At 49.9% G+C, this 6,003-nt stretch carries 5 protein-coding genes; 3 read left to right on the top strand and 2 right to left on the bottom strand.

Going from position 1 to position 6,003, the window contains the following annotated elements; all coding sequences use genetic code 11:
- Positions 1 to 1,312: S8 family serine peptidase (locus tag IBX50_RS16135; RefSeq protein WP_292257322.1), on the bottom strand; the 1,312-nt coding region annotated here is incomplete at its 3' end.
- Positions 1,313 to 1,315: 3 nt separating this feature from the next.
- Positions 1,316 to 1,558: a hypothetical protein gene (locus tag IBX50_RS16130; RefSeq protein WP_292257321.1), complete on the bottom strand. Its 243-nt coding sequence runs from the start codon at positions 1,556 to 1,558 to the stop codon at positions 1,316 to 1,318.
- Positions 1,559 to 2,303: 745 nt separating this feature from the next.
- On the opposite strand from IBX50_RS16130, the gene IBX50_RS16125 reads away from it, so the two are divergent.
- From IBX50_RS16125 to IBX50_RS16115, 3 genes are read left to right on the top strand one after another with little or no spacing between them, the layout of a single operon-like run.
- A complete protein-coding gene (locus IBX50_RS16125; RefSeq protein ID WP_292257320.1) occupies positions 2,304 to 3,545 on the top strand; it encodes a hypothetical protein in 1,242 nt (413 codons plus the stop codon).
- Between the two features lie 16 nt (positions 3,546 to 3,561).
- Entirely contained in the window at positions 3,562 to 4,938 is a 1,377-nt protein-coding gene (locus IBX50_RS16120) for a tetratricopeptide repeat protein (protein ID WP_292257319.1), read from the top strand.
- 55 nt (positions 4,939 to 4,993) lie between these two features.
- Positions 4,994 to 5,818 (top strand): FecR domain-containing protein, encoded by an 825-nt coding sequence (locus tag IBX50_RS16115; protein ID WP_292257318.1) that lies wholly within the window; start codon positions 4,994 to 4,996, stop codon positions 5,816 to 5,818.
- Positions 5,819 to 6,003: the final 185 nt, after the last annotated feature.

The following is a 6,003-nucleotide window of genomic DNA, read 5'->3' as shown; positions in this document are numbered from 1 at the left end:
ACACTACCCGAAAAGTCAAATAACGCAGATCACCGGTTACAGGCTGCCAGTTGACCTGGCTCACCTGATTCAGTTGATAACCCTGAAACTCCAGAATGTCGGCATACTCCTGCCAGGCATAATTAAACCAGGCAGGTTTAAAGAGGTTTTGTGGGGAGTCCTGCAAAAGACGATGGACGTTAAGGCTGCCTGGATAACGCAGCTTGCCTTGCAGGGCTGCAGAAGGCGACAAACTATTTAACAAGGCTGCTTTAATTGCAGCGGCAGATTCTGTCGGGAAGCGGTGCCAGGTAGCTGCCATTGCAGCGGAAACCAAAGGTGCCGACATGGATGTTCCTGTCTGGTAGGCATAACCACCATTCAACCAGGTACTGCGCAGGCTTACACCGGGCGCAGCAAGATCCACCGAGTGAACACCATAATTGCTGGCACCTGCACCCGTATGCAGCGACTTGTTGTTATTGATATTGGCAACACCCACCACCAGAGGCTGCCTGACACCATAACTGGCCGGATAAGTGGGCGTGGTATCCAGCGAACGACCACTGTTACCGGCTGCTGCAACGAGCAAAACTCCCTGCTGACCGGCTGCGGCAACTGCATCTGCCAAAGATTGCGAGTTAAAACCAACCACCCAGGAGGTATTAATAACTCTGGAGCCGGAGTTAAGGGCATGATAAATGCCCTCTACCGCATGAGAAATACTGCCACTACCACCGGAACCAAGAAAACGGATGGACAACAACTGGGCATGAGAACAAATACCCGCCACCCGCTGACCGGCGTTCTGGCTGGCAAGCATCAAACCGGCAATATGGGTACCGTGACCACTGTCATCCTGCACTGCACCTGTACTGATGTAATTCTTGTCATCCCAGAAAACAACATGGCCAGAAGTAAAGGAGGGATGTGTGCGATCCACCCCGCTATCAATCAAGGCAATGGGTACGTCATAACAACTGCGGGAAGGTAAAGGAACAGAGGTATCAAAATCCAACAGAGGGAAATACACCGGCCAGTCCGACTGCATCTGTACAGGGCTGTCCAGCTCGGCAAATACAACCCCAGGCGTTGCTCGCATCTGCTGCAAAAAAGCCAGCCGCTGGATTCGATCCGGCAAAGCATAACGCACCAGCACATAATCCTGATGCTGACCCATTGTTATCGGCTCACCCAAAACCCTGCCATCGGGTTGTAACTCAGTAGCCTGAGGTTCCCAGGCGACCAACACCGCCTGCGCGATAGCCTTACCCGGCCAGCAAAAAACCAGCAGAAATGCCAGGGCATATAAAAAGTGCAGGGGAAAAGTCATGATTCAGGCTAGCAGTTTTAATGCACTCTGAACATCCAACGGTGAAAATCGCTGACAGGTATCCGCTGGCAAACGTCCAGATTGCATCAGACTTTGGGTCAACTGCTCCGGGGTCTGCTCGGATATAAAACGGATCAACTGATCCTCTTGTGGCTCATGCCCATGAGCTTCACAATAAACACCAGCGACCAGCTCGGTTAGCTCCTGCAACAACACCCCCCAGATCATGTCATTAAAGTCCGGCACCAGAACCTCCTCAGCTGCTCCATCAAACCAGCATAATAAACCTTGGTCATAAAAAAACCAGACCCAGACTTCCCTGTTGCCGGATTGACAATCATCAAACCACATCAGGCAACAATTACCGGCTGTAGTGATCTCACCATAAAACAGTATGTGCAAGGGTTCTAAATTTGGCTCAAATCAAGCTATTGACCCCTTACCCTTTACTGCTAAACTGGCTTGAAAGCACACAAGGACTTCAGCCATGCCCAGACTGCTCAGCTCTTTCTTTCTTCTTATGTTTGTGACTCTGCTGTCAGCCTGTGATTCTGGTAGCAAGGGGTCGTTAACAGCATCTTATCCAGCGCGAACCTCATCATCTACAACCCCAGACAATAATAAAAATGCCAACTTAAGTTTTGCTGTAGAAAAGGCCTACGAAGGTGTTACTGCCAGCTTTATCGATCCAGCAACAGACACCATCAGGATCGATCTAAGAGCTGCAAGTTTTGGTAGCCTTAGGGAGTTTTTCCAGCAGATCAATGCTGCCTCGTTTGACTGGTTAAGCGTTCTGGACTCTGAACCGGTTGCGTCCGCAACCTTAGCTGTTTCCAGTACCATGCAGGAAACCAGCATCTCTGTTGCTCCCGGTAAATACCTGATCACCGCTACACAATTCCAAGGTAACAACTTGACCGAAGCCAATCAACTGGGACAAGTACAAATCTTTGCAACCCTTCAGGCAGGTGACAACCCTGTGCAGGTCAAGATGATTCGTGGCAACTGGGTGTTTCAGGAGCCGGTGCAGATGCAATTGCTTAACCAGGGGGAGACAATACAAAACTTCTTTTCAGGAGCAGGTCCTGATCCAGATGGAAATGCGCTGACCGACTTTGGAGCCATCGATCCTTTCTGGGCAATACAACCAACAGGCGAGGCTGGTTATTTTTTTCATCAAGCGATGGGTAGCTTTTACGAATCCTATTCAAATTTTGGTATTTCTGGATCTGATTTTTTGCATCAACTACATCTGAACGACTCTACCACCAGTGCCATCAATTTGTTTTCTGCATATGACGCAATACTGACAAACGAAGACAGCACCGCATTCTACACCAGTGATTTCGATGATAGGTCTGGCCGCTGCGGTACAGGTGGCGACCTTGGTGACCTTAACTGCAGTGGCCTTGAAGTAGGCAACTTCTACCCCGCCATGATCTGGCAAGAATACGTCAATGGCCAAAATCGCTACCTGTTAAGTTTTGGTAGCTGGGGAATTTTTAAACAAGGCAGTTACTCAGCCAGTCCTGATTACTCCTTTGAAATTGAAGCGAGTATCGAGTTCCTTGGGTTTTATGACGCACCTTTTAAGGCACTTGCCGAAGGAGATTATTCTGGCTCCGCTGGCGCCTCAACTAATGTCCAGTATATGGAAGTCAGCATGGATGAAAAAACAGGGAACACGACTGCTACCTTTGAAATGCGAAAATTTGACTTCATCATCAAAGAAAGTGAAAACTCCAGTAGCTACAACAATCTTGGCAGTTTGTTTCAGAGTATTGAACTCACCCGGCTCAGCAACGGCAGCTTGCAGGCTACCGGCTATATTCTGGAGAGTGTCAGTTACGCCAACTCCATTCCCGGACAGGGTGGCTCCCTGGAGCCCTGCTCATTGACCGAAGCAGATGGTGATCTTTATGTCTGCGCCTCTTCAGCATCCGTTAAAAAATATCGTCCATCTCGCAGTCAACGCCTTCAAGCCCTAAGCCTGTTGGCTATTGAACAACAGCATGGACTTTCAGCCCGAGCTGCCAGTCAGGGATGCGTGACCATGGACACCAAAGAAAATGCTGCTGATGAAGTTTCTTATACTTTCATCAATGGCCGCTGGGAGCCTGTAACCACCAGCCTTACAGATGTCACTCTATGGGAAGGAAAAATCAAAATGTGCTTCCAGCCTTTTACATTGATTGCTGAACCCTTTACCCAGCATGTTCCGCATATCCCTTAACTGAACTCAGAAGTCAATGCAGAGAATACCCAACGTGAATGCTTACCTGCGATTTTGTCACCCCAACAGCGCGAAGAATCTGGCCGTCGTAGCATTATTGGCTCTTGCCTTGCCCATTCAGGCACAAGCCGAAAACCTGCCAGCCGTTTCTACTCTGGAGCAACAACTGCAATCCAGAGACTTTCAGAGGGTTTACCAATCCTTGCAACCGCTGGAGTTTAATTTTGCAGGGCAACCTCGTTATGACTGGGCTTATGGTGTTGCTGCCTTACAACTCGGCAAGCCAGATGAAGCGAGTTGGGCTCTGGAGCGACTCGTTGTGACCCAACCATCCAACCTCCAGGCCAAACTTGCTTTGGCACAGGCTTACACTGATATGGGTCGAATTAACTCTGCAGAAGCTTTGGCGCAGGAGGTATTGGCTTCAAATCCCTCTGCTAGACAGCGAGTCTCTGCTGAAAACCTGTTATCGCGTATTCAAGCAGCACGCCAACCACATCGACTGACACTCACCACCCGCTTTGATGCAGCACTGGGTTATGACACCAACGTCTCATCAGCGCCCGGTTACCGTTTTGAGCCAGGCAGCAGTTTTGGAGAAAAAACACCGAGTCTTTTTTCTGAATTGGCAGCCCGTCAACGTTTAACCTGGCAAAAGGATGACAACCTTAGCTTTTATGGTCGCTACCGCATCAGGGATACCCGACCTTACTCTGAAAGTGACTATCTTCGCCAGAATCTGCTGCTGGCTGCCGGCGTTGAATATCGCACCCGCGACTGGCAAATGGGTGTGGAGCCTGGCCTGAGCAAAGGTTGGCTGAATGCTAAAAACGAGTTCACTGAAACGGCTCTTTCTCTCAACGGGCTCTATCAACTTCAAGGAGCGCAGGCTTTACTCGGTTTTTTGACCCTGAGCAGCCTGGAATATGATGCCACACCAGATAACAACACGGACTTCACACTGATTGGTGGTGGCTGGTCCGGTCAAAATACCGATCTTTTGCCCTGGACATTACAAATAACTGCAACGGCCTACTGGTTAACTGCTGACAGTTCAAAAAACCCAACTGGTGACTTTTCCGGGCCTGGTGCGGGCATCAGTGGTGTGCTGCACTACAGTCAGGACTGGCAGTTTAACGCTCGTTTAGGGCTTGCCAGCCGCAGCTATTCATGCAGCAGCAGTCATACTCAGATACTGAACCTTTGTGATGCCAGCCGCACGGAGCAGCAACTCAACCTGGCTATTGGAGCACGACACCTGTTAATGCCGAGGCTTTATCTACTTCCAGAGCTGGCAATGACTCGTCAAAGCAGTGATTACCGTGAATTTGATTACAACCGTATAACCGCCAAAGTGAGTGTGCGCTATGACCTGGAACCCTGGAAACGCTGACAGGCTGAACTACCTTTTCATCTGGTGTGTTGGATTTGTTTTATTGCTACTGAGTTTGACAGTTACCACCCCTGCTCTAGCCAGCCAAGAAGCGGGTCACTTTCAGTTTGTTCATGGTCAGGTACAAGTGGAACGGGACAATCGGACACTGAACGCTGAGCGTGGCATGGTAGTACAGGTGGGTGATAAGCTCATCACTGCTGTTGCCAGCAGCGCGCAGTTACGCATGGTGGATGGTGCTATGCTGGCACTTCGCCCGCGCAGTGAACTGCTGATTGAAGGCTATCGCTATGATGGCTCGGATCAGGACGCTGCACTGGTTAATCTGGCTCGTGGCGGCCTGCGATCTGTGACTGGTGCTATCGGTCGAGCCAGACCCGATAATGTTAAGATCGACACGCCAGTGGCAACCATGGGGATCCGTGGTACAGACATGGATACCTTTGTACCACCTGCATCCGCGCAGCAAGAGCCAACTGCTGTTTTACGGGTTAACTCAGGGCGTGGCACCATTACAGCTCAGGGTGTAACCCTTGAAGTCCCCACAGGGGGAATCGCACAAGCTATCCGTGGACAAATTCCAAGGATCATACCAGCCCTACCCGCTGAAGCAGAAGCACAGGATTCAGAAGTTACCCAGAGCACTGATGAAGACACATCGACCGATGAAGCAATCAATGATGATCAACAACAAGATACCAACCTGCTTGAAGAGCCGGAAATCAACCTCGTTGATATTGAAGAGTCCAGACCCTCAATTGAAGCTTTGAACCTACAAGAAGTTTCGGATGGGCAGCGCAGGGTGCTCACAACACCACCCCAGACTGTCATACCTGGTACTCCCCAAGAACCCTCTCGCATCATCATTACTATTCAGTAATTGCCATGGGTATGGACAACTCAATAAGTGGCTCACTCATAGCTCCAGAGCCTGCTTAGCAGGCTCTGATCGTTGCATTCTGTACTATCCAGATCAACAGCGCCACAAACCCCACTCCAACCGCGCCAACAACCACCCATTGCAGCCAGCTGAGATCCATTTTGATGTTCAGGCTACTTTTAGGG

The organism is Marinospirillum sp. (assembly GCF_014859565.1).
This window is presented reverse-complemented; position numbering and strand designations above follow the sequence as displayed.

What these genes read in the sequence shown, in the direction of transcription:
- IBX50_RS16125 (WP_292257320.1), top strand. Translation starts at nt 2,304, where the DNA reads ATGATTCGTGGCAACTGGGTGTTTCAGGAGCCGGTGCAGATGCAATTG.
- IBX50_RS16120 (WP_292257319.1), top strand. Translation starts at nt 3,562, where the DNA reads ATGCAGAGAATACCCAACGTGAATGCTTACCTGCGATTTTGTCACCCC.